Below are 21014 nucleotides of genomic sequence, written 5' to 3'. Positions count from 1 at the left end.
TGGTGACACTGATTTTGCCCTGCCGATGGTCTCGTGTGCCATGCCCTGAAAGACATACAACGGATCCGCCAGCGTGTATACATTTACTTCCCGGCGAAAATATCCGCCAGACCGCTGCGCCGTTCAGTACGCGCGACGATTGCCTGGGTAAGCACCTGCTCATCGGCATATATCGACAACCGCTGTTTCGCGCGGGTAATGGCGGTATAAACCAGTTCACGGGTCACCAGCGGCACGCTACGGGAAGGTAGAATCAGCGCCGCATGATCGAACTCTGACCCTTGCGATTTATGCACCGTCATCGCCCAGGCGGTATCGTGTTCCGGCAGGCGGCCAGGATGGACCGACTTAATGCGACCATCAGGCATCGGGAACCAGACTCGCAGCCCATCGCCTCTTTCCAGGGCGATACCGATATCCCCGTTAAACAGCCCCAGCGCGCTGTCGTTACGGGAGATCATCACCGGACGTCCTTCATACCAGCGGGAATATCGTGGCAGAGCGATGGCCCGCTGACGGTTGAGCATCTGCTCCAGCTGTTCATTCACCCCGCTAACGCCATAGGGGCCATCGCGCAGAGCGCACAGCAACTGGAATTCAGTAAATGCGGCAATCACCTCTTCTGGCCCGGCCCGCTCGCGTAGCCGTTGCAGGAAGCGACTATAGCCCGCCTGCGCCTGAATAAGCATGGATTCATACTCTTCCGTGGTGCTAAGTGGGTACAAAGCAATATCATCAAATGGCTGGCGCAGGATTGCTCTGACTGCGCCCCGCTCGCCGCGGTTAACCGCGTAAGCCAGTTGCCCGATGCCGGAATGACGACCAAAACGGTAGCTTTTTTGCAGCAGACACAGGCTGTCGCGCAACGCTCCAGCCACCTCGCCTTCGCCCGCAGGGACCGGCTGACCGGTTAAGCGGGCAAGCTGCGCCGCCCGCTCCGGTGTATATCCCACATTGACCCACGCGCAAATATCACCCAGTACCGCCCCGGCCTCTACCGAAGCCAGCTGATCGCGGTCGCCGAGAAAAATAACCCGGCCGTGTTCAGGCAGCGCATCGATCAGACGCGACATCATCGGCAGGTCAATCATTGAGGCTTCATCCACCACCAGTACATCGAGATGCAGTGGATTTCCGGCGTGATAGCGCAGCCGCTGGCTCCCCGGCTGAGCGCCCAGTAAACGATGCAAGGTACTGGCTTCGGTTGGCACCAGCGCCTTTTGTTCTTCCGTTAACGGAAGACGGCGTAGCGCCGCGCCCAGGGATTCGGTCAGGCGCGCGGCGGCTTTACCGGTTGGCGCCGCCAGACAGATACGGCAACGCGGACGCGTGTTCGTCTGAATCAGCGCTGCCAGTAGTCTGGCGACAGTAGTCGTTTTACCGGTGCCCGGGCCGCCGGAAATCACCGAAATGCGTCGGGTCAGAGCAACCGCCGCAGCCACTTTTTGCCAGTCAACATCATCAGACGGGGGAAACAGCGCATTGAGCGTTGAAGCCAGCAGGCTTTCATCTATATCCAGCACCTGATTAGTCTGGTTAAAAAAGTGTGCAACGGTTAATTCATTACGCCACATCCGGTTGAGGTAGAGCCGCTCCCCGCAGAGGATCATCGGCGTCGCGCGCTCGCCACGGCTGATAGCCGAAGAATCAAGCAGTTGTGCTGACCAGTCGTCTGGATCGCCCGTCAGCTCGCGGATTTTCTCGCCCAGGTTCACCGTTTTCGCATGCAGCAGCTCATCGTCTTTGAGACACGAAACAGGCAGGCAGACGTGCCCTTCTCCGGCGTCGCGGCTCAGAATCGCGGCCGCCAGTTTCACCGTCGGATGCGCATCTTGCGCCACCATCAACGCAAACTGGACATCCAGCGGGCGCAGCAGGCGCTGCTCAACCGCTTCCAGCAATAGTTCATCCATGGTCATAACGCGACCTCCTGCATTTCCCCGGCAAACAGCGCATCAAGGCCAGCAATTAGCGGTAGCGCCGGACGAGTGGTAAAAATCCCCTGCCCGTCATCCTGCCCGTCCATGCCGCGTAAAAAGAGATAAATTACACCGCCGAAATGGCGTTCATAGTCGTAATTCGCGACCCGGTGACGCAAATAGCGGTGCAGCGCCAGGCTGTAAAGCTGATACTGCAAGTCGTAACGATGCGAACGCATTGCCTGCATCATCGCTTGCCGGGTATAAGCCTCGCGATCCTCTCCCAGCCAGTTGGATTTGTAATCCAGCAGGTAATAACGGCCGTTATGGCGGAACACCAGGTCGATAAAGCCTTTCAGCATGCCGCGCACCTGGCGGAAATCAAGAATCGGCGTATCGACGGAGAGCGGATCGTACTGACGAATCAGCGCATCCAGACGCAGCGGATCGAGCGGCTGTTCAATCGGCAGATAAAATGCCATCTCCACCTGTTTATCTCCTGCGCTAAGCTGGTTCAGGGCGATCTCCGCGCCCGGTAAACGGGTACGCAGCACGCCATCCAGCCACGTAGTCAGCACCGGCGTCCACTTTTCATCGAACCCGCTAAGCTGCAGTTTTTCCGCCACCCAGTCGGCAGGTATCGGCCGGGTAAAATCGAGATCTTCGAACAGACCGTGCAAAAAGGTCCCCGGCGACGCGCCGCGCGGGAACTGGTGCGGCGTGAGCTGCGGATCTTCCCCCACTTCGCCGATGCCCGCGGCGTCGACATCAAGCCGCGGCAGAAGGTCCAGCGCCGCGCTGTGCCCGTTCTGCTGCAAACCAGAGTAGCTGGTAACTCGCCAGTCGTCAGCTATCGTACGCGCAAGCCTACGCGCAGAGAGCGGCGGCAATGGCGTCTGCGGAGCCTGCCAGGGCGTTTGCGCCGCCAGCGTGGGGATCTGCAGGGCGATATCTTCGCAACAAAATGCCTGCAAACGCGCCATCAGCCCTGCGGCATCCAGTGCTTCCCCCCTCTGTATCAGGCGACCGAGCGCGCTGTGGTGAAAGTCACTGACGCCGGGTTTGTCGCTACGCCGGGTGCTCAGCGGCGCGACGCCAAGGCTGCAGTGCCAGACTGAGCGGGTGAGCGCCACATACAGCAGGCGCAAATCTTCGGCCAGACGCTCGGCTTCCGCCAGCGCCATGCTGCCGTCATCCTCTCCCAGATCAAGAACGGCGGCAAAGGAATCTCTGTCATGATAAAAGGCCTGATCCTGTTTGCGAAAACGCGCAATAAACGGCAACCAGACCAGCGGATATTCCAGCCCTTTCGATTTATGAATGGTGACAATCTGCACCAGGTGTTTGTCGCTTTCCAGGCGCATCTGCTGGCTGGAAGCATTGCTATCCGGCTCAGCGATATGCTGCGTCAGCCAGCGTACCAGCGCATGTTCACTCTCCAGTTGACTGGCTGCCTCCTGAAGTAGCTCGCTAATATGCAGGATATCGGTCAACCGCCGCTCGCCGCCGCGGGTCGCCAGCAAATTTTCCGCGATATTTCGCGCTGTCATCAGCGCGCGCAGCATCGGCATGATCCCACGCTGCCGCCAGATTTGCCGGTAACCGCTAAACTCCTCGACCAGCTCATCCCAGGCCCGCTCATTTTGATTGAGCTTGTCAATATCGAACGCGTTAAGGCCGAACATTGACGTCGCCAGCGCACTGCGCAAGGTTTCTTCACGATCGGGAGCCAGCACCGCCTGCAGCAACCATAACAGTTCCCGTGCTTCCGGTGTTTCAAATACGCTATCCCGGTTGGAGAGATACACGGACGGAATCGACAACAGCTGGAGGGCATCACGGATCAACGATGCCTCCTGACGGTTACGCACCAGCACCGTGATGTCCGAAGCCTGCACCGGTGTCGCGCGCTCCCCACGCCATAACAGCGCCTTTCCCTGCTGCCCGGCGCTGAGCCAGTCGCGAATTTGCGTCGCGCAAAGCTGAGCCATAAACGCCTGATAATCTCCCGCGCCAACGGCTTCGCCCGGCATCAGCCAGATATTCATCGCCGGCACCGCGGCATCATCGACGGTAAAGCGCAGCCCCTGGTTTTTCTCTGCTGATTTCACCGGCAGGAACGGTATCTCGCGGAACATAAAAGGGTTATCGCTGAGGCTGAACAGACGATTAACGCTCTCAACCATTCCCGGCGCAGAGCGCCAGTTAGTATCCAGCGTATAGTGGGCGCTCACGTCGCTGCGCGCCCTCATATAGGTGAAGATGTCCGCGCCACGGAAAGCGTAAATGGCCTGCTTGGGATCGCCAATCAGCAGCAGCGCGGTATCCGCCTGTCGCCGCCAGATACGACGGAAAATACGATATTGCTGTGGATCGGTATCCTGGAATTCATCGATCATCGCCACCGGGAAACGCTGACGAATCGCGCAGGCCAGCGCGTCTCCGCTATCCCCGCGCAAGGCCTCGTCCAGGCGGCTGAGCATATCGTCAAAACCAAGCTCACCGCGGCGACGTTTTTCCCGCGCCACCGCCTGACGGATTTCGACCATCGCCCTGGCAATAACCAGGTCAGTCAAGGTTAACGCTGACGACAGTAGCGCCTCTACCGCGCTAAACAACGGGTGTACAGGCGGTAAACCGTCCGCTTTAGTGCGTTCAAGCAAGAAGGCCTGGGAGAACTTTTCCAGCGCCTCCGGTAGCTGGTAGTTCAGGGTCTCTTCCTGCGCCCAGGCATCCACTTTCTCCAGCCATTTCCCCTGATTTCCACGATTAAACTTGCGTCGGTCCAGACCGGAGTTTTCCAGCACCTCCGCTATCTCCCCCGCCTGCTCCCGCCACTGTTGTTTAAGGGCGTTAATGCGCCCGATAATTTGCTGGTGGCGTTCGGCCAGTGTTTCTTCATCTGCCGGTGGAGATTTAAGCTGCGGCGCTTCCCCCTGCAACCAGCGCTCGATTGACTTCAAAAGATCACGCGGACCTTTCCACGTCGCATCGATAACCGCAGCGATATCGCGCGGTAGCGGATAACAATGCCGACGCCAGAAATCGGCGCAGGCCTGATAGCGCAGGCGTGATTCATCTTCAATCAGTTGCTGTTCAAACAGCATACCGGATTCAAAAGCGTTAAGGCTCAGCATCCGCTGACAGAAGCCGTGAATGGTGAACACCGCGGCTTCATCCATCTGGCGTTCCGCCAGCAGCAGCGTTTGCGCCGCCTGGTCTTTATCGGTGATTTCCGCCAGCAGTCCGGCGTAGAGAGGGTTGTCGGTGCTGTCACGCAGACACGCGATACGCAGCTCGTGGATATTGCTGCGAATACGCCCGCGCAACTCTTCAGTCGCCGCTTCGGTGAAGGTCACCACCAGCAGTTCTTCAACACTGACCTGCCGGGGGAAAGCGGATTCGCCCCCCAGCCCCAGCAGCAGCCGCAGATAGAGCGCGGCGATAGTAAAGGTTTTGCCGGTGCCCGCAGAGGCTTCAATCAGGCGCTCGCCTGTCAGGGGCAAGCGCAGTGGGTCAAGAGACTCGGCGGTGTCGGTCATTCATCTTCTCGCATCAGGGGTAGAGATTTCTGCAATGCGCTGACTTTTTCCCAGATTTTGCCACCCTGCGGATGAGCGTATTCCACTTTGCCATTCTGGCTGCCGGAAACCTGAGAGAGTATCGCCATGCCTTGCGGATCCACCACCGTCTGATGGAAAAAGTCAGCAAGTTTTTGCGGCGTCAGCAGTTTAATCTGAGCCACTACTTTATCACGTGAATCGAAACGCATATTACCGCGATCGAAATCTTTGCTCAGCTTTGACGCTTCTTCGCTCAGCGTTTGCGGCGCTTGCTGAATCTGGCTGATAACCGCCTGCTGAATTTGCGCAAATGCTTGCGGCGTCATCGCCCGTAATCGGGCTTCCGCCGTCGGGAAGAACGCCCTGAAGCGTTGCCAGAGGAAAGCTGGCTGTTTGTTGCTGCTCTGCAGTAAGAAGCCCATACCCCACTGGCGGCCCACGTTCATCGGGAAGGCGAAGACCGCATAGCCCAGTTGTTCTTCGGTGCGCAACTGGTTATAGAACCACGGTTGCACGATTTGCCCGAGAAGAGAACTGGCGGCAGAGCTGGTGTATTCGTCAACGTCAGGCGGTGCAAAAACGGCGGCCAGCGCGGAATCAGTGCTGTTGCCAGTTTTTTCCAAAATCGCCAGTTGTTTACGGTCTACCCGCACATTTTTGTTACGGCACCACTCGTTGCCGTCGGCCCCCAGTTGCTTTTGAATCTGCCGCGCCATGGCGATGGATTGATCCGCCGTGAGATTGCCAATCACCAAAAATTCAGGGCGACCTTTCGTTTTGAGATTCTCGCGGTATTCCAGCACCTCTTGCAGCGTAATTGACGGCAGTAGCGCCCGGCGCTCTTCACGCTGAAAGTAAGGCACCTGAGAAACCATCTGGATCGGGACTATCGCCTGATCGTAGGCTTTGCCTTTATCCGCCGAATCCATCATCTGGGCATACCAGGACTTCGCCTGCTTCAACTGTTCTTCTGTTGGCGTATAGCTGAAGTAACCATCGAGCAACGCGCTAAACAACTGCGGAAGATGCTGCGTATAGCCATTGGCGTTGACCATCAATCCATTATTGGCGCCGGTAGAAAAGGTGATTCCCCCGACAGCCGCCTGATTACTGAGCTGATCAAGCGCAATACCCGCCAGATAATCATTGAGGGCGAACATGACCTGCCGACGAGCGCTGTCCATCGCCTGCGGATTGCGCAGAACCAGCGAGATATCCGCTTTCGGTTCACTGGCGAAAAACTGGCTCGGCGCATAAACCACGCGTAGGGTCGGTTCATTGACGATCAACTGCGGATGCGGCCAGGCTTTGTCACTTTTAATTAAGGAGAAATCGTCAGGAATGTAGGGGTTCAGTTGCGGTAGCTTGAGATCGATGGCGCTGGATTTCAACTGCCAGTCGGCAAAAGTCTGATCGCTGATTTTATCCACCTGATAGGGCGCATCGACGAAATAAGCCATCTTGTTATGCGGTTCTTTCGGGCTGATATACCAGATACGGGCGTTTTGCGGCGTCATCATCGCCAGCCGATCGTTAATCGCCTGCGGATCGTAGCGATCGGCAATATTTACCACATCCAGAGCATGTTCGACCGGCACGCGGATCATGGTATCCGCCAGCCATTCGACGTAATCCATATCGCGGTTAATGGACGGGTAGCGAAAATCAAGCGCCAGCACATGGGCCAGTTCGTCAAAATAACGTTTATCGATCCCCTGGCTACGCAACAGGTTAAGGTAGCTAAAGATAGCTGCCGTGACTTCATCACGATGCGACAGGCCTTTGTCCGTCAGGGTCGCGGAGATGGCCAGCACCCCGCTATTACCGTTGACGACCGGATCGGAATCCGCCCGGATGCCTTCAACCAGCCCCTGCCTTTGTAACCAGTCTGAAAGCGTGCCGGGGCTGCGATTACCGATCATATAGGTGATCAGCTCGTCAGTTTTGCTGCGAAACTGATCGCTATTGTTATCAATGCGAAATTCCACACGCAGCACTTTACGCGGCAGCGCCGGAACATAGTGAATAATGATGCCCTTTTGCGCATCAGTCACCACCGACACGGTAATTTTCGGTTTGCTGATAGCGTGATTCGGTACGCGACCATAGGTGGCAGCCGCGATGCCCGCCAGTTCCGGCAAAGGCTTATTGCTGTAGATCACCGCTTTCATCAGGTTGGCGGAATACCATTTGTCGCGGAAAGCGTGAAGCGCATCAAGCACCGGTTTGCCAGGTTTGTCGCTTAGCGTCTGAAGGTTACCACCAGAAAAATGCGAACCAGGGTGCGCCGGATTGATGGTTTCCGCGCTAATCTGCGCCATTCGCATCCCGTCCCGGGTTCGCGCCATGGTCAGTTCAGCATTAACCGCATTACGCTCGCGTTCGACATATTTTTTATCCAGCAGCGGCGCGGCAATGGCGTCAGCCAGACGATCGACGGCACCGTCCAGAGCATCGTTTTCCACTTCAAGATAGAACGCAGTGCGATACGGCGCGGTACTGGCGTTGTGGCTGCCGCCGTGCATTTTGAGAAATTCGGCGAGGCTATCGGGCCGGGGATACTTTTTCGAGCCCATTAACGTCATATGCTCAAGAAAGTGGGCCAGCCCCTGATGTTCAATGGGGTCCTGCAGAGAACCGACAGGAACAACCAACGCCGACAGCGATTTCACCGCCTGCGGATCGGAGACCAGCAGCACCACCATGTCATTATCCAGGCGAATCGCTTGATATTGACGGGGATCATTTTCACTTTTACGGATAGTTTCCTGAATAGGTTGCCATCCGATGTCTGCCTGACTTAACGGCGCCCAAAGGGCGACCAGTATGACAATAACCTTAAACCATACACTGCGGGGCATTCACGAACCTCATTATTAACAAACCTGGCGCTGCACCATATGCAGCCTTATCAAACATCAGTCCGTGATTTGTTGCGCATCATAAATGAACCACCATTCTTTTGCGCAATTTTTATACTACTGCCATGTTATGCGGACTGATGAAAACGAAATATCGGCAGTAAATAGCGCTGCGTTTGCGCGATGATCTCTTCATAGTATGCTGGTTCCAGCGTTCGCCACAGGCGTTGATACCAGACATCTGCACCTTCACCGCGGACCACCATATTCCCGTCATAAGCCTGAAGAAATTTACTACGCGCTTTTTGTTGCGTCTCTTCATCCATTAACATGATATTCTTCTCAGCGTCATAACAGACTTTTAGCCACGCGCCGCCGCTTTCCGGCAGCAGCAGCAGTGGTTCAGACATGCCTTGCAGATAACCATCAACCAGATCATTCAGATATTCCTGAGCCTGCTCCTGCGCCAGCGGGGGGAAACGCCACCCCCCTTCTTTGCGCACAAACAGCCGGCTTTCTCCCGTTCCTCCGCTGGCACAATAGACAAGATGCTCCAGCCAAAGTTGCATCCCTTGCGCCATGCTTAACAGCGATGGTCGCCAGCGCAACAAACCGTCAGATTGTACCTGCTGTAGCCACCCGGTAATGTTGACGCCGTTACATTGCAGATCAATTTCCATACTTTGCCCGGGCAGCCGACTGGCGATCACCCGCTCAGCCAGGTTTTGCATCTCCTGCCGTTGAGCCTCCCAGGCCAGCTCGCCAAAAGCGCCATAGGGCAACTCCCCGGCCGCGCGGAAACGACGATACATTGCCGAAGCATCCTGCTGCTCAATAAGCGTATTGAGCAACTGCTGGTTCAACTGATAACGACTCAAACCTTCGAGAGTGAAGGGCTCATCGTCGGGGATCTCGCTCTCCTCCGGGCGAAAATTAACCCGTAACCGCTGCTGAAAGAAGGCGCGGACAGGGTGCTGCCAGAAACGCAGCAACTGCCCGAAAGGCAGGTGGTCTATTTCCAGCGCGGGCAGCGGCTGGATAAAATCGCTGTGGGCCGCCCCCTGTTGGCTGGCGGCTGGCAGCCATTCCCGGGCATAGCTTTGTTCTTCATTCGCAAGAAAATTATCCGCATCGAAAGGCATACGCGTATGCAGATGAGTAATATGTTCTTTAACACGACGTTCGCTGGCATCGCAATCCAGAGCTTCATCGCCAGCCAGGCAGTGGCTCTGACCAATATAATCAGCCAGCTCCTGGACCAGTACGGAGGGATAGCGCTCGCTGTTATCCTGAATTGAACGACCAATATAGCTGATATACAGCTTTTGCCCGGCGGACATCAGCGCTTCAAGAAACAGATAACGGTCGTCATCACGACGACTACGATCCCCGCGTTGCGGCTTCTGGCTCATTAAATCAAACCCTAACGGCGGCAGGGTACGCGGATAAACACCATCATTCATACCCAACAAGCAAACCACCTTGAAAGGAATCGAGCGCATTGGCATCAGAGTACAAATATTCACCGGCCCGGCGAGAAATCGCTGGCTGATTCGCTGCATATCGAGCCGTTGAGCCAGCTCATCGCGGAGTAAAGACAGCGGCACCGCTTCAGCATATTGCGCCTCTACCCCGCCATTAATCACGGCCTGCCACTGCTGCTCAATCAACGCCAGGGCAGCTTCCGTCTCGCTATCCGGAAGGAAAAAGTCGTTCAGCAGATCGCGACATACCGGTAGCCACTCGGCTAACGGGCGATCTTCCGCCAGGCCGCGGCGCCAGAGATTAAGCTGCATCAGCAATGATGCGAGATGACCAACCAGCTCGGCGATAAGCCCGCTCGATTCGTCATAAGGTAGCACCGAGCGCCACTCCCCCTCACTGCTGTCCATCGCGTAGCCTAATAACATACGCGTCAGGCCAAATCGCCAGGTGTGCTGACCGGTCGCCGGGAGATCCAGTTCACGCACGTTGTCGTCATCCATCCCCCAGCGGACACCGGATTCGTTTACCCACTGGCGCAGGTAGCGCAACCCCTCTTCGTTAATGTTAAATCGCGCGGCCAGCACCGGAACATCCAGTAGCGCCAGCACATCTTCGCTGGCAAAGCGACTCTCCGGCAGAGAAAGGAGAGTGATAAATGCCTGTAGCGCCGGATGCGACTCACGGGCGCGACGGTCAGAGATGGCCCACGGTAGCCAGCGTTCACCGCTCGCACTCCCAAAGACGGCCTGAATATACGGGCTATAGCTATCAATATCCGCCACCATAACGATAATATCGCGCGGCGTCAGTTCAGGATCCTCTTCCAGCATGGCCAGCAGCCGGTCGTGCAGCACTTCTACCTCGCGCTGCGGGCTGTGACAGACGTGGATCGTCAGGCTGCGATCGTCCGCCGCTAAAACCCGCTTGCCGCCGCTGTTGGCGAACTCCTCCGCGCTGCGTCCGGTCACCGCCGCATTGCGCAAGTCGAGAATATCCGCCTGAAGATTGTGCAGCAAATTATCCGGCACGATATCGACGAAAGCATCCAGCTCGTCATAGCGTTCCAGACCCGCCAGCAGATAGATATAGTCGCGCCCCAGCTTGCCCCATGAGGCCAGCAATGGGTTGCCGACATCTTGCTCCCCGGCATCGTTGAACAGTCCTGGCGCCAGCGCCGTATCACGAAACAGCGGCAGCTCTCGCGATGTTTCGCGGTGGTGACGGCGCTGGCGAGACATCAGCCTTGCCAGAAATGCGGGATCTTTAATATCCCCCCAGTAGTAGCGGCAAGGGTTAGTGAAGAGCACGTAAACATCCACATGTTTTCCCAGCGCCTGTAGCGCCTGCAGATACACCGGCGGCAGCGCCGAGATGCCGCATATAAATACCCGGGACGGGAGCCCGGCAGGCGGTTCCTTCGCGGCTTCAAGCGCGCTGATAAAGCGTTGATACAAATTGGCGCGATGCCACAGCGGCTGCCCCAAATCAGCCGTATATTCTACTAACGCCTTCCACAGCGGGGCTTGCCATACCTGCGCCTCGCCCAGCCCGTCTACGCGCTGGTCGTCCTCCCAGCGCATCAGCCACTCGGGGCGATAAACCAGGTACTGGTCATAGAGATCCGCCACTCTTGCCGACAACTGGAAAAGTTTGCGCTTGTCGTTATCATCGCTCAGATAGTGACGTAGCGGCATAAAAGCATCGTCATTTAGCCGCTGCGGTAACAGGGTCATGAGCTTCCAGCTCATACTTTGCTTGCTGAACGCGCTTTCGCCAGGGATATCTTTCAGTACATGAACGAACATGTCCCAAATGAAACTGGCGGGTAACGGGAATTCGATATTGGCTGCGATGCCGAATCGTCTGGCCAACGACATCTGTAGCCATTGCGCCATCCCGCTACTCTGGACCAGAACCATTTCCGGCATGAAAGGGTCATCCAGCGGCTGACGCTCGACGATAAACTCCATCAATGCTTCCAGCACATCCAGACGGTTTGAATGGTACACCCTTAACATATTCGCTCCTGCCTACTGACTGACCGGGCAATGTAGCCTGGTCATCTGGGCCCGCCTGACGGCGGGCATGGTGATCGTTACCGTGATGCTGACACATCTTTGCGCCGATGTCTGCATGCGGGATATCTGGCGATTATCCGGCACTGCTGGCGGATTAAGCTGACTGAATCGCCACGCATCGCGCCACAGTTGACGGTACTGATTGATCTGCATAAAGCCATTGGCCAGCGCACGCTGATAACCTGCCAGGGCGGTGACGGTCATGACCATCAGCATTAAAGCCAGTAGCGTTTCTGGCAGGCTAAAACCGTCCTGCTTCTTCAGGGCATCTGGCATAAGCTCGCCTCCTTTAACGGGCAAAAATCGCTCCAGCCGTGGGGAGAAAATCGGACACGGTTTTGTTCCACCGTGCCGGTTTGCCACAGCAGCATGGTACCGCTGCCGCCAATCAGCAATACCGATGCATCGCTGAAGATTCGCAGGCAGGCACGCCAGCCGAGCGTGACATCCTGCTGACAGCTCACCGCTTCCTGTCGCGGCCAGGAAAGGCCTTTTCCCCACTGTAGCGCAGATTGCACGCTGGCAGTATCGCGCAGGGCCTGCATTTCGTTGGCTGCTTGCGCCAGCAGAGAACGCTGCTGTTGGTTCAGCCCCTGAAGCAACAAACTGCCGAGCGCGAACAGCAGAAGCACCATCAACAAGGAAGAGAAACCACGCTGACGATTCACAGGTTATATCCTGTTACGCTGTATTCCGCACGGGCGTGGATTTGCCGACCAAAAATGGATTGTGCCGCCAGCGTTATCGATAATTCCGGGGGGAATCCCGCTCTGTCGTAGCGGGAAATGTGAAACGTGGTGATTTTAATCGCCGCCGGATTAGTCATTTTCTCCCAGCCTTTACCATTACAGCTGTCCGCCCCACGCTGGGTTTCCAGCGCGCCATCACGTAACCGGAACCCGGTCATATCCGATTCTGACAGTGGAGCCGTATTCCAGACGCCATCGCTGTTGCCATCCCAGCGGACAAGCAGACAATCACCACTTGCGGCAATATGCAGCGCCTCTCCGCGACAGCGGCCGTTGCAATAACCGGCGCGTTGCAAATGCTTCGCCACGGTGTAAATACGCTGCCAGAGTTCATTTTCCAACGACTGTTGCCGGGTCAGGAGAAGCGTTGCCGACTGTAAGGCCGGGAGAAAGCGCGCGCCGCCTGACAATAGCACCGAGCTGATAGCCATCACGATCAGTGTTTCTGGTAGCGAAAAACCACGGCGTATTACAGACATGATACCGTCTCCTCACCACGGCAGAGACGGATTCGCCCCCAGTTAGAGACAATAATGTTCCAGCCACCAGCCGCGCTTTCCAGCCGGATATGTCCGGCCCAGGCGGTATTCCGCAGGCCGTAAAAACCCAGCCCAGGCGTCATGACGCGGAGCGAAACTTCCGGCCACAGCGGGTATAGCGTGAAAACATCCTTTTCACGACAGTCGGCCGTGGAACCAGTGGCGCTCAGGCACCAGCCCTCCCCGCTCCGACCAACGTTTAACAGCCGGTTACGATTATGCCAGTTGGCATCATCACGCAGCAGCAGCAGAAAGTCGCGAACCTGACAGGCTGTTTGCCACAGGCGCTGCTGCCGTTGCCAGCTGTGCCAGCCATATAGCCCACTGGCGCAAAGAATAACGACCAGTATCAGTGCGACCAGGGTTTCCGTCAGGGTATAGCCATGTTCTCTGTTCATGAGCTGAGTATGGGTATCAGCAATACCTTTTTCGAACGGAAAAATGCGCGTTTGCGTCGCGCCTCGGAGAGTATTAAAGACGTTGCAATGGCTTGCAAAGACGGAGGAAACCAGCGAACAAAAAGGCGCCCGATGGCAGCAGATTTTCCACGGGCTTGCCGCAGGGAGGTGAGCACGAAAACGGGTGAGAGCACGCTGGCACACATGCAGGACTGGCCGCCAGGACGGCGGCCAGTGAGGTCGTTCGAGGCTGGACAAACTTGCCAGGGCCAGGCGAAATCTCCCAAGGACGTTCACACGCAAGGGATATGCCCCTTGTCCACGTTATTTATCGTGAACAGAACAGGCCACTAAGCAAAAACATTCACTCCGGGGAATTAAATCGCCACCGGCGCTTTAATTCCCGGATACGGGTCATAGCCTTCAATTTCAAAGTCTTCAAAGCGGTAGTCGAAAATCGACGCCGGTTTGCGTTTGATGACCAGTTTCGGCAATGCGCGGGGTTCGCGGCTCAGCTGCAGATGCGTCTGCTCCATATGGTTGCTGTACAGATGCGTGTCGCCCCCGGTCCAGACAAAATCACCCACTGCCAGGTCGCACTGCTGCGCCACCATATGCACCAGCAAGGCGTAGCTGGCGATATTGAACGGCAGGCCAAGGAACACATCGCAGGAGCGCTGATACAGCTGGCAGGAGAGCTTGCCATCCGCCACGTAAAACTGGAAAAACGCATGGCACGGCGCCAGCGCCATTTTGTTCAGTTCGCCAACGTTCCATGCCGAGACGATAATACGCCGTGAATCCGGGTCATTTTTCAACTGTTCCATCACCGTGCTGATCTGGTCGATATGACGACCATCCGGCGCAGGCCAGGAGCGCCACTGCTTGCCATAGACCGGCCCCAGATCGCCGTTTTCATCGGCCCATTCATCCCAGATGGTAACGTTGTTTTCATGCAGATACGCAACGTTGGTATCTCCCTGCAGGAACCACAACAGTTCATGGATGATGGAGCGTAAATGACAGCGTTTGGTCGTCACCAACGGGAATCCTTCCTGCAGGTTAAAACGCATCTGGTGGCCGAAGATAGAGACGGTGCCGGTACCGGTGCGGTCATTTTTTTGCGTGCCCTCGTCGAGCACTTTCTGCATCAAATCAAGATACTGTTTCATGGTTCCTCAAGAGTTTTGTTGCTGCGGACGACAACGGTACGCCCAGACCATCATAATGATACCCGCAAGCACCATAGGAATCGAAAGAATCTGTCCCATACTGATGTACTGCACCCAGGCGCCGGTGAACTGCGCGTCGGGCTGACGGAAAAATTCCACAATAATGCGGAACAGGCCGTAGCCAATCAGGAAAAGACCAGAAACCGAGCCGGTCGGGCGCGGTTTGCGAATAAACAGGTTCAGGATCAGGAACAGCACCACGCCTTCCAGCGCCAGCTCATACAACTGTGAAGGATGGCGGGGCAGCGCACCATAGGTATCGAACAACGATTGCCACTCGGGATGTGACGGCAGCAGAGCCAGATCTTCGGCGCGGGAGCCGGGGAAAATCATCGCATAGTGGAAGTTCGGATCGACACGCCCCCACAGTTCGCCGTTGATAAAGTTGCCCAGCCGCCCGGCGCCAAGGCCAAACGGAATCAGCGGCGCAATAAAATCAGAGACCTGGAAGAAGGTTCGCTTCGTGCGTCTGGCGAAGATGATCATCACCAGAATCACACCGATCAGGCCGCCGTGGAAGGACATGCCGCCATCCCAGACGCGGAACAGGTAGAGCGGATCCTCCAGGAAGAGCGGCAGATTATAGAAAAAGACGTAACCGATACGCCCGCCGAGGAAGACCCCCAGGAACCCGGCGTACAGCAGGTTTTCAACTTCATTTTTCGTCCAGCCGCTACCCGGACGATTGGCCCGACGGGTGGCCAGCCACATGGCAAAAATAAACCCGACCAGATACATCAGGCCGTACCAGTGCAGGGAGACCGGTCCAATGGAAAATATTACCGGATCAAAGTCCGGAAAATGCAGGTAGCCACTATTCATCTGTCACCATAAAGACTTGTTATTCCGCCGAAAGTGGACAGCGGGGATCATCCGCGCCAGCCAGAAACCAGCGCTCCAAAGGCTGCGAATGATAACATATGCGCGAAAGACGATCCGAGCCGGACGTGTAAAAGATATGTATACGAATGCGAATGAGCAGCAGAGGAGTTCCGGAGGCGGCGCGTTGCGCCTTGTTCACGCGCCGTCCGATAATGACAGCTATCGGCCTCCGCGAATCAGGCCGCCGAGACCGCGCCGCTCCATAAAAGCCGCAACCTGGTGACGGACTTCAGTCGCCATCTGCGCTTCCAGACTGCGGCGGGAAAGTTCCTGGGCCTCATCAATATCGATACGGCGCAGCAGATATTTCACTCTTGCCACCGAGCGACCATTCATTGACAAATGGCGATAACCCATACCGATGAGGATCGTCACGCACATCGGATCACCCGCCATTTCACCACACAGTCGCAGATCGATGTCGAAACGCTCGGCATCGCGGGCGATCATCGCCAGCGCCCTGAGAACTCCTGGGTGCAGGCTGTCATACATACTGGCCACCCGGGTATTATTGCGATCCACCGCCAGAATATACTGGGTCAGGTCATTAGTGCCAACAGAGATAAAATCAATGCGATTAGCCAGTTGTGGAAGCATAAAGACCATCGACGGCACTTCCAGCATCACGCCAAGACGCGGACGTGGAATGGCATAGCCGATCATGTCTTCCACTTCACGGCTGGCGCGATCGATAAGACGACGAGCCTCATCCACTTCATCCAGGCTGGTCACCATCGGCAGCAAAATACTGAGGTTACCGGTCGCCGCATTGGCGCGCAGCATGGCGCGTATCTGCACCAGAAAAATCTCCGGCTGATCGAGCGTGATGCGAATACCGCGCCAGCCAAGACACGGGTTCTCTTCGCTGATTGGCATATACGGCAGCTGTTTATCCGCGCCGACATCCAGCGTGCGCAGAGTCACCGATTTCTCGTTGAACATCTGTAGCATTCCCTGATACTGGGCAACCTGCTCCTCTTCAGAGGGGAAGCCGCTTTGCAGCATAAAGGGAATCTCGGTGCGGTACAGACCGATACCATCGACGAAATTGCCGAGCTTCTCCTCATGCTCAGGGCTCAGCCCCGCATTGAGCATCACTTTTACTCGCTCGCCGCTTTTCAGTTCAGACGCCCGCTTGAGATCGTCCTCAGCCAGGCGGCTAAGTTCATTCTCTTCGCTAATCAGGCGCTGGTATTCCTGCAGCAACACCGGCTCCGGATCGACCAGCAGCTCGCCGCGGTAACCGTCGACGATCAGGGTATGACCGTGCAGCAGCGAAGGCTGAATATCCGCCCCCATCACCGTCGGAATGCCCAGCGCACGAACCATAATCGCAGCATGCGAGTTCGCCGCGCCGTCACGTACCACCACGCCTGCTAAACGGTCCTGAGGAACTTCCGCCAGAGTCGTGGCCGACAGTTCGTCCGCCACCAGTATGATGCGCTCCGGCCAGCTATCCGTTCCCTGAATGCTGTCATCAAGGTGAAACAGCAGTCGCTGGCCTAACGTGCGTAAATCACCCGCACGCTCTTTCAGATAGCCATCACTGAGCGCGGCAAACTGTTCGGCAAACTGCTCGATGATCTTCTTCACCGCCCATTCGGCCACCGCGCCTTTATCCACTTCAGCGAACAGTTCACGACGCAGGCGCGCGTCGGAAAGCAGGTGTGAATAGAGGTCAAAGATGGCCGCCGTCTCTTTCTGCGCGCCGGCAGAATAGCGTTTGCTGTAACGACGAAACTCGTTCGCCGCCTCTTCCAGCGCGATGGTCAGACGCTCGCGCTCGGCAGCGGTATCAAGCGTCGAGGCTTCATAAACCTGCTCCATCAGCGGCAGGCTAACGTCCATCCAGCCTTCAGCAATGGCGACGCCGGACGAAGCAGGCAGGGCGCGAATGCGGGTCTGACGATATTGACCAAACAGTGCGTTTAACTGGGACTGAGAAAGAATACCGGCGATTTGCGTGGCCAGCGTAACAAGAAAAGACTCTTCACTTTCGTCAAACTGGCGCAACTCGCGCTGCTGCACCACCAGCACCCCCAGCAATTGGCGCCGCTGGATAATCGGCACGCCAAGGAAGGCGCGGAAACGCCCCTCTTTTACCGCAGGAATATATTTAAAGCTGGGATGCTTTTGCGCGTCGGCGAGGTTAATGGGTTCTGCCAGACGGCCGACGAGGCCGACCAGGCCTTCGTCAAAAGCGAGCGCGACAATGCGCCCGCGGGGCTTTTTCAACCCGCGAGTCGCCATCAGGTAATAACAGCGCCGGTCGTTGTCAGCCAGATAAACCGAGCAGACTTCCGTTTCCATTGCGGCGCAGATATCGGTTACCAGGATATCCAGCGCCTCGTTTAAACGTGGCGTACTCGCGACCTTCTCGACTATTTCTCGCAACCGAGTGAGCATAATGTGTGTGGCTTAACCTCTTTTACGTCGATATGCAGGCGCGCTTTGCGGCTTAGGCGAACTTTCTGCCAGCGCCATTGTGGCGCTGGCGAACTCTTTCATCACCCGGCGGTAGACATCGCGCTTAAACGACACCACCTGACGCACCGGATACCAGTAGCTTACCCATCGCCAGCCATCAAATTCAGGTGTACTGCTGGTTTGCATATTGACATCCGCATCACTGCCAATCAATTGCAGGAGAAACCACTTCTGTTTCTGGCCGATACATACCGGCTTTGTGTCCCAACGCACCAAACGTTTAGGCAATTTGTAACGCAACCAGTTACGGGTTGAAGCCAGAATCCGCACATCTTTGCGGTTTAACCCAACTTCTTCGAACAATTCCCGATACATCGCCTGCTCTGCTGATTCTCCTGGATTAATGCCCCCTTGCGGGAACTGCCACGAGTGCTGACCATAGCGCCTGGCCCACATAACCTGACCCTGGCGATTACAGATTACAATACCGACATTTGGGCGGTAGCCATCGTCATCAATCACCGGACTACCTCAAAATAAGCTTCAATGCGAATGATTGTTTCACACTCGCTGGAAACGGTAAACCACTCTGTGAACGAGATGAGATCGAATAACATTTGAATAACTCACAGCAATCCCCCGAGTTATAAACAGTGAAAGCCGTCCACGCGCGATTTTATTCACTTTTTCTGTGGATAGAGTTGTGAAGAAGTACGGAATTAACCAGGGAAAACCCAGAGTAATCCGAACAGCGGCGTAATCAACCCACATAATAATATATTTATTTTCATTAAGTTACCTTGTTTAAATTTCATCATTCACAGTGTAACGTGACGATCATCACATATACGATCCCGGAACTGATGAAAGATCGAACAATGTCGGTTTTATCCACAGCTTGCGCAAGTACTCTGGACATATTTTGGCTAAAAACTCGATTTTTCTCCCACGTCAAGGCTGTAAATGGAAACAGTAGTGGCGCTTTTCCCCAGTTATCCCATTTTTCTGTGGATAACATGGTGTAAGATCCTGTTCATTGTCGGTGACCAGTTCTGGAAAACCTGCCTCCAGATTTTTCATAACGGCAAAAAATAATTAAAAAAGCCATATGAATCATCAAATTGTCATAGTTAGTCAGGAAAAGGTAAACTCTATCCACAACGGACGAAATTACCGCTTATTTTTTAGCCAGAGGTTTCATGTTATGCCGAATATCGCGCCGCTCTTATCGCCACCGCAAAGCCAGGAACAGCTTCTGGCTCAGGCGCGGCAGCTGGCAGGTTATTCACTGGGTGAGCTGGCCGCCCTTGCCAGTATTCCCGTTCCGCGCGATTTAAAACGTGATAAAGGCTGGATCGGTATCCTGCTGGAAATTTGGCTTGGCGCCAGCGCAGGCAGCAAGCCCGAGCAGGATTTCGCCGCTCTCGGCGTTGAATTGAAAACCATCCCTGTCGATTCTCAGGGGCGTCCGCTGGAAACGACCTTCGTCTGCGTCGCGCCGCTCACCGGTAATAGCGGCGTCACCTGGGAGAGCAGCCATGTGCGTCATAAACTCAAGCGCGTACTGTGGATCCCGGTAGAGGGCGAGCGAACGATTCCGCTCGCCAGCCGCCGGGTGGGCGCGCCTCTGCTGTGGAGCCCCAGCGAAGAAGAAGCGCGTCAGCTACGCATGGACTGGGAAGAGCTGATGGATCTGATCGTGCTTGGGCAAGTTGAACGCATCACTGCGCGTCACGGCGAAGTGCTGCAATTGCGCCCAAAAGCGGCAAATAGCAAGGCCCTGACCGAAGCGGTTGGCGCCCACGGAGAGCCGATCCTCACGTTACCGCGCGGTTTCTACCTGAAGAAAAACTTCACCGCCGCCCTGCTGGCCCGCCACTTCCTTCTTTCCTCTGGATAATTCACACCGCGGGCGGTGTTTAACAACGCGTGCGCTGGCTCCAGGGGCGAGCAGCGCAGGAAGGCGCCGGAGCAGTCGCGCACGGCGATTACTGTCCATGATTAATTTTTTGTTCTGCCATGCGGGTTGCATATAATCACTTCTTTCTATTTTGCAGGACTTTGAATGATGTTATTTGCATGGGTAACCGATCCTAACGCCTGGCTGGCGCTTGGTACGCTGACGCTACTGGAGATAGTGCTTGGGATCGATAATATTATTTTCCTCTCTCTGGTCGTGGCCAAGCTTCCCACTGCGCAACGGGCTCATGCCCGCCGCATCGGGCTTATGGGGGCAATGATCATGCGTCTGGCGTTACTGGCGTCAATCGCATGGGTCGTTAAGCTCACCAACCCGCTGTTTACCGTGCTGGGCCAGGCGATCTCATTTCGCGATCTGATCCTGCTACTCGGCGGGTTATTCCTGATCTGGAAAGCGAGTAAAGAGATTCACGAATCCATTGAAGGAGAAGAAGAGGGGTTAAAAACCAACGTTCATTCATTTATTGGCGCCATTGTGCAGATTATGCTGCTGGATATCATTTTCAGCCTTGATTCGGTGATTACCGCCGTCGGGCTGTCGGATCATCTGTTCATCATGATGGCGGCGGTCGTTATTGCCGTACTGGTGATGATGGTGGCCGCCCGTTCGATAGGCGATTTTGTTGACCGCCACCCTTCGGTGAAAATGCTGGCGCTGTCATTTTTGATTCTCGTCGGCTTCACGCTGATACTGGAAAGTTTTGATGTGCACGTGCCGAAAGGCTACATTTATTTCGCTATGTTCTTTTCGATTGCGGTTGAGAGCCTCAATCTGCTACGAAATAAAAAAAATCCGCTGTAACCCGCACAGCCCTGAAAAGGGCTGTCATCCCTTTTAAGACTTTACTGATTCTTATATTCCAGAAATCAGACTATTAATCTGATAGAAGGTACGGCCAAA

15 protein-coding genes are annotated in these 21014 nt (G+C 55.7%); 3 read left to right on the top strand and 12 right to left on the bottom strand.

Features of this window, described 5'->3' with window-relative positions; genetic code table 11:
- Positions 1 to 83: 83 nt before the first annotated feature.
- From recD to rppH, 12 genes are all read right to left on the bottom strand, one after another.
- On the bottom strand, positions 84 to 1919 hold the full coding sequence (gene recD / locus ABK821_RS01100; protein ID WP_142502567.1) for an exodeoxyribonuclease V subunit alpha: 1836 nt from the start codon (positions 1917 to 1919) through the stop codon (positions 84 to 86).
- Complete coding sequence (recB, locus tag ABK821_RS01095; protein ID WP_343178367.1) at positions 1916 to 5461, bottom strand: exodeoxyribonuclease V subunit beta; 3546 nt, start codon at positions 5459 to 5461, stop codon at positions 1916 to 1918. Before recB ends, recD begins: the two co-directional genes overlap by 4 nt.
- On the bottom strand, positions 5458 to 8343 hold the full coding sequence (gene ptrA, locus ABK821_RS01090; protein WP_343178368.1) for a pitrilysin: 2886 nt from the start codon (positions 8341 to 8343) through the stop codon (positions 5458 to 5460). The genes recB and ptrA overlap by 4 nt, the downstream gene beginning before the upstream one ends.
- A gap of 128 nt (positions 8344 to 8471) precedes the next feature.
- Positions 8472 to 11846 (bottom strand): exodeoxyribonuclease V subunit gamma, encoded by a 3375-nt coding sequence (recC, locus tag ABK821_RS01085; RefSeq protein ID WP_343178369.1) that lies wholly within the window; start codon positions 11844 to 11846, stop codon positions 8472 to 8474.
- A gap of 12 nt (positions 11847 to 11858) precedes the next feature.
- Complete coding sequence (locus ABK821_RS01080; RefSeq protein WP_138360149.1) at positions 11859 to 12182, bottom strand: prepilin-type N-terminal cleavage/methylation domain-containing protein; 324 nt, start codon at positions 12180 to 12182, stop codon at positions 11859 to 11861.
- Entirely contained in the window at positions 12167 to 12574 is a 408-nt protein-coding gene (locus ABK821_RS01075) for a DUF2509 family protein (RefSeq protein ID WP_138360150.1), read from the bottom strand. The genes ABK821_RS01080 and ABK821_RS01075 overlap by 16 nt, the downstream gene beginning before the upstream one ends.
- On the bottom strand, positions 12571 to 13134 hold the full coding sequence (locus ABK821_RS01070) for a prepilin peptidase-dependent protein (protein ID WP_142502570.1): 564 nt from the start codon (positions 13132 to 13134) through the stop codon (positions 12571 to 12573). The genes ABK821_RS01075 and ABK821_RS01070 overlap by 4 nt, the downstream gene beginning before the upstream one ends.
- Entirely contained in the window at positions 13125 to 13592 is a 468-nt protein-coding gene (locus tag ABK821_RS01065) for a prepilin peptidase-dependent protein (protein ID WP_142502571.1), read from the bottom strand. The genes ABK821_RS01070 and ABK821_RS01065 overlap by 10 nt, the downstream gene beginning before the upstream one ends.
- A 377-nt stretch (positions 13593 to 13969) precedes the next feature.
- Positions 13970 to 14764 carry a thymidylate synthase gene (gene thyA / locus ABK821_RS01060; protein ID WP_138360153.1) on the bottom strand — a complete coding sequence of 265 codons (795 nt, stop codon included), beginning with the start codon at positions 14762 to 14764 and terminating at the stop codon, positions 13970 to 13972.
- Positions 14765 to 14770: 6 nt separating this feature from the next.
- Positions 14771 to 15646 carry a prolipoprotein diacylglyceryl transferase gene (gene lgt / locus ABK821_RS01055; RefSeq protein ID WP_138360154.1) on the bottom strand — a complete coding sequence of 292 codons (876 nt, stop codon included), beginning with the start codon at positions 15644 to 15646 and terminating at the stop codon, positions 14771 to 14773.
- A 219-nt stretch (positions 15647 to 15865) separates the two neighbouring features.
- Entirely contained in the window at positions 15866 to 18112 is a 2247-nt protein-coding gene (gene ptsP, locus ABK821_RS01050; protein WP_138360155.1) for a phosphoenolpyruvate--protein phosphotransferase, read from the bottom strand.
- Between the two features lie 12 nt (positions 18113 to 18124).
- Positions 18125 to 18655: an RNA pyrophosphohydrolase gene (rppH, locus tag ABK821_RS01045; protein ID WP_138360156.1), complete on the bottom strand. Its 531-nt coding sequence runs from the start codon at positions 18653 to 18655 to the stop codon at positions 18125 to 18127.
- Positions 18656 to 19096: 441 nt separating this feature from the next.
- Here rppH and ABK821_RS01040 point away from each other — a divergent pair, with 441 nt between their 5' ends.
- The 3 genes from ABK821_RS01040 (at position 19097) to ABK821_RS01030 (ending at position 20915) form a co-directional block, all read left to right on the top strand.
- Positions 19097 to 19228, top strand: coding sequence for a hypothetical protein (locus ABK821_RS01040; RefSeq protein ID WP_241675616.1), 132 nt, complete (start codon positions 19097 to 19099; stop codon positions 19226 to 19228).
- A 109-nt stretch (positions 19229 to 19337) separates the two neighbouring features.
- Complete coding sequence (mutH, locus tag ABK821_RS01035) at positions 19338 to 20033, top strand: DNA mismatch repair endonuclease MutH (protein WP_343178370.1); 696 nt, start codon at positions 19338 to 19340, stop codon at positions 20031 to 20033.
- A 168-nt stretch (positions 20034 to 20201) separates the two neighbouring features.
- Positions 20202 to 20915: a TerC family protein gene (locus tag ABK821_RS01030; RefSeq protein ID WP_138360214.1), complete on the top strand. Its 714-nt coding sequence runs from the start codon at positions 20202 to 20204 to the stop codon at positions 20913 to 20915.
- The last annotated feature ends 99 nt before the right edge of the window (positions 20916 to 21014 follow it).

Source organism: Klebsiella sp. KE9456, assembly GCF_043832615.1.
GTDB lineage: Bacteria > Pseudomonadota > Gammaproteobacteria > Enterobacterales > Enterobacteriaceae > Klebsiella > Klebsiella indica.
This window is presented reverse-complemented; position numbering and strand designations above follow the sequence as displayed.

What these genes read in the sequence shown, in the direction of transcription:
- ABK821_RS01030 (WP_138360214.1), top strand. Translation starts at nt 20,202, where the DNA reads ATGTTATTTGCATGGGTAACCGATCCTAACGCCTGGCTGGCGCTTGGT.
- ABK821_RS01065 (WP_142502571.1), bottom strand. Translation starts at nt 13,592, where the DNA reads ATGAACAGAGAACATGGCTATACCCTGACGGAAACCCTGGTCGCACTG.
- lgt (WP_138360154.1), bottom strand. Translation starts at nt 15,646, where the DNA reads ATGAATAGTGGCTACCTGCATTTTCCGGACTTTGATCCGGTAATATTT.
- thyA (WP_138360153.1), bottom strand. Translation starts at nt 14,764, where the DNA reads ATGAAACAGTATCTTGATTTGATGCAGAAAGTGCTCGACGAGGGCACG.
- recB (WP_343178367.1), bottom strand. Translation starts at nt 5,461, where the DNA reads ATGACCGACACCGCCGAGTCTCTTGACCCACTGCGCTTGCCCCTGACA.
- ptrA (WP_343178368.1), bottom strand. Translation starts at nt 8,343, where the DNA reads ATGCCCCGCAGTGTATGGTTTAAGGTTATTGTCATACTGGTCGCCCTT.
- ABK821_RS01040 (WP_241675616.1), top strand. Translation starts at nt 19,097, where the DNA reads ATGGAAACAGTAGTGGCGCTTTTCCCCAGTTATCCCATTTTTCTGTGG.
- ABK821_RS01080 (WP_138360149.1), bottom strand. Translation starts at nt 12,182, where the DNA reads ATGCCAGATGCCCTGAAGAAGCAGGACGGTTTTAGCCTGCCAGAAACG.
- ptsP (WP_138360155.1), bottom strand. Translation starts at nt 18,112, where the DNA reads ATGCTCACTCGGTTGCGAGAAATAGTCGAGAAGGTCGCGAGTACGCCA.
- ABK821_RS01070 (WP_142502570.1), bottom strand. Translation starts at nt 13,134, where the DNA reads ATGTCTGTAATACGCCGTGGTTTTTCGCTACCAGAAACACTGATCGTG.
- mutH (WP_343178370.1), top strand. Translation starts at nt 19,338, where the DNA reads ATGCCGAATATCGCGCCGCTCTTATCGCCACCGCAAAGCCAGGAACAG.
- recC (WP_343178369.1), bottom strand. Translation starts at nt 11,846, where the DNA reads ATGTTAAGGGTGTACCATTCAAACCGTCTGGATGTGCTGGAAGCATTG.
- recD (WP_142502567.1), bottom strand. Translation starts at nt 1,919, where the DNA reads ATGACCATGGATGAACTATTGCTGGAAGCGGTTGAGCAGCGCCTGCTG.